Here is a 3079-nt window from a genome sequence, read left to right on the forward strand (position 1 = left end):
AAACATAGAATAACCTGCCATTATTGCTGCCGCGTACTTTCTCTTACGTGAGCCTCTGCGACTATTTTAAGATCCGAGCCAGTCCAATCGCCAGAGCTACCAAGGCGATGATGATTATCGTCCAGATTGTAATCGGCGTACTCTTAGTGATTTTAGCAAGTCTGCGTTCCGATGCTCTTCTCCGCTTACGCCTGATGCTCATTCTCTAAAAGCCTCTCGCTGGTGTCTGCCCTCCGTTTAAGAGCATAGCTGATAAACGTCACAGTGGTTACCAAACCCTGGCCAGCTGCGGTTCATCTCTCAAACGTTTAGGAAGTGTAGGGCAATAATACTGCCTCTATGTGGCTGGCAATTCGGATATCCTTCTCTTTCAAGCCAAGAATAACATGTTCATTCGCGTGTAATCCATTAGTCCAGTCCTTGGATAAAGCGGCGCAATTCGTCGAAATAGTCCTGACCGCCCACCGCGTAAGTGTCATTGTGCCCGGCGCCGCGTATCGTATAGAACAACTTATCGCCTCCGGCCGCCTCAAAGAGCTTACGCCCGGCTTCCAGCGGGACGATATCGTCTCTATCCCCATGCAGCACCAGTAGGGGGACATCTATCTGCTCCATCTTTGATAGAGAGTCATAACGGGTGCGGAGCAAGGGCCACACCGGCAAGTAGGGATAGAGGCGACGGGCCATGTAGGGTACGGAGGGAAAGGGCGACTCCAGTATGAGAGCGGCGGGCGGCTGCCGCGTCGCCAGTTCGACAGCCACGGCCGCTCCAAGCGACCGACCGAAGTAAATAATCCGGCTACCGTCAACGTCCTCCCGGGATTGCAGGTAGGTAAGGGCAGCCTCGGCGTCCAGATAGGTGCCTTTCTCTGAAGGCTTTCCCTCGCTGCGCCCGTAGCCACGGTAGTCAAAGAGGAAGATGCTGACACCCAGCTCCCGATGGAGCAGCGCCAGGTTTTCCAGGCGATGACCGATGTTGCCAGCATTCCCGTGGCACCATAGCCAGACCAGGTCTTTCTCCCCCGGCACGAACCAGCTGTGGAGCTTAACGCCGTCTTGTGTAACAAAATATACCTCCTCAAACGGCAGTCCCAGGTTTGACGGATCCGCTTCCAGTTCAGGCAGGGGAAAGTAGATGAAATGATGCTCAATCATCCCGATATAAACTACCCCCAGCAGCAATGCCAGGGCAAGCCCGAAGATCAGTAGCCGGGAAACGAATCTCCGCTTTGGAAACTTCACCATCATTTACCGATCGTCTCGTCGGAGCCATGCTATGACACCCCTCACATGATACCGCACAAAGGCATAGACAGCCAGAGAGAAAAGCAGTATGCCCAGAGCGGTGAATATAGCATCGGGCGGGTGGTAGCCAGTAATTGTTCCTGACACTGTCCTGGCGAGAGACATTTCGCGGCTCCATCCCGGTACCACCATCTGACGGAGCCACCGCTCCAGGTCGCTTAATATACATCCGGGAACCGCCATGTTGACCAAAGTTACGGCCATGGTGGGCCAGAAAACGAGTGTCACTTTGCGTCGGTGGCGCATCCAGCCCACAGCCGCGAAAGGCACACCCCCTCCTAAAAACAGCCAGAGCAGGATGTGCGTTGCCAGCACTATATCGGCAAGGTGCCACCACATGATGTTCCCAACAATCTCAGGCTTTATTCCGACCTGTTAAATCATACTATCTGTTTCTTGATAAATGTCAACTCAAGTTGTCAGGCTTTCTCTACCTTGACTAATCACCACAGGTTGTTGTCGCTTTGAAGCACGACCTCGTGGTGGGAAAAGGCAGCTACATTTTGGTCAAATCAACCTGATCCCCCTCACCGCACGATGACTGAACTTTTCATCGGAAAGTTGGATTCAGACGTGTTATCAGTTTGGCACTAATAGTGAATTTGCTGGTGAGGAAGACAGTGAGGATTCTCTTATAGATACGACGACTCCTCGTTGACTGGTAAATTCAGAAAAGTAATGTTTCATAGACGGCGAGGACGGTTTTTCAGCTTCATCCAGGGTATGTCAGGGGGAGCTCCCCCCTCTTCGGCCTGTTGTAGCTCACAAGGATATTTTATATTGGGATTTAATAATCACGGAACTCGATATTTTTCTAATCAGCTGTTACGACCAATTATCCTTTCAACGTAGTACTATAATTGAGACCATTATTGAACCTATTCCACCCCTCCACCCGAAGTCTATGGAGAAGATTCGTTGTAGCTATTTCGGTGACTTATTGATGTATCTGGTCCACGGATTTTGGTTGTATCTCGCCGGGGAAATACTACCTAAAGTCCACGAAGTTTAGAGAAAAAGCCGGGGGAAAGCGTTGGAAATAGTTACGTATGACGCTTTTATTTATCATTGACGACCCAGGTCCAGACCGAAAACCTCGATTTTCAACGTTTTCTCTTTTTGCTGATTAAACCGATACCTATAAAAATCATGCCTAAATCTGAGATTTATGGGCTGAGTTTTACCAATTTCTCGATAGAATCCTGCGGTTGGTGAGATGGTGAAAAAGTTCGGTAGCGGGACAGGGAATAAGACCCTGAAGAACTCTGTAGTCTCCGTTATAGCTTTCTTATTGGCCTTCGCCACACTGCTTGAAGACGGCTGGTGGTCTTCCAGGAAGAGGAAAAAGCCAAACTCCTGCCCTATGATGGTGAGCCCTACGAGGTCCCTGACTGGCATACCGCTACCGTGCATCAAGACCATCACATCTACTACCGCTATGCCATCTACTCGGCTCCCGACAGCACCTGCCCGCCGGGGACAGAGCTGGAGGTGAGGGGTGACAGCAAGCTGGTGCGGCTCTATCGTCGGGGGGAACTAGTGAAAGTCCACCCCCGTAAGCCACGTGGCGGACGCTCTACAGACCCGGAAGATTATCCCCCGGAGCTTACCGCTTACACCATGCGTTCCCCCAACTACCTGCGGCAGCAGAGCGCCAAGCTCGGGGAAGCCGTAGGCGCCTTCGCCGATAAACTCCTTTCTGGACCTACACCCTGGTCAAAGATGCGGCAGGCTTATAAGCTGCTGCGCATGGGAGAGAAATACACCCCCTCCC

At 51.6% G+C, this 3079-nt stretch carries 4 protein-coding genes; 1 reads left to right on the top strand and 3 read right to left on the bottom strand.

Annotated elements, in window-relative coordinates:
• Positions 1–61: 61 nt before the first annotated feature.
• The 3 genes from KKD83_10090 to KKD83_10100 form a co-directional block, all read right to left on the bottom strand.
• Positions 62–202, bottom strand: coding sequence for a hypothetical protein (locus tag KKD83_10090; GenBank protein MBU2536496.1), 141 nt, complete (start codon positions 200–202; stop codon positions 62–64).
• Positions 203–408: 206 nt separating this feature from the next.
• Complete coding sequence (locus KKD83_10095) at positions 409–1248, bottom strand: alpha/beta hydrolase (GenBank protein ID MBU2536497.1); 840 nt, start codon at positions 1246–1248, stop codon at positions 409–411.
• Complete coding sequence (locus KKD83_10100; GenBank protein ID MBU2536498.1) at positions 1249–1644, bottom strand: hypothetical protein; 396 nt, start codon at positions 1642–1644, stop codon at positions 1249–1251.
• Positions 1645–2628: 984 nt separating this feature from the next.
• Here KKD83_10100 and KKD83_10105 point away from each other — a divergent pair.
• A partial coding sequence (locus tag KKD83_10105; GenBank protein ID MBU2536499.1) for an IS21 family transposase occupies positions 2629–3079 on the top strand: 451 nt, incomplete at its 3' end.

Source organism: Chloroflexota bacterium (genome assembly GCA_018829775.1).
Lineage (GTDB): Bacteria > Chloroflexota > Dehalococcoidia > Dehalococcoidales > RBG-16-60-22 > E44-bin89.

Excerpts from the sequence above, each read along its gene's own strand:
- KKD83_10095 (MBU2536497.1), bottom strand. The coding sequence starts at position 1,248 with ATGATGGTGAAGTTTCCAAAGCGGAGATTCGTTTCCCGGCTACTGATC.
- KKD83_10090 (MBU2536496.1), bottom strand. The coding sequence starts at position 202 with ATGAGCATCAGGCGTAAGCGGAGAAGAGCATCGGAACGCAGACTTGCT.
- KKD83_10100 (MBU2536498.1), bottom strand. The coding sequence starts at position 1,644 with ATGTGGTGGCACCTTGCCGATATAGTGCTGGCAACGCACATCCTGCTC.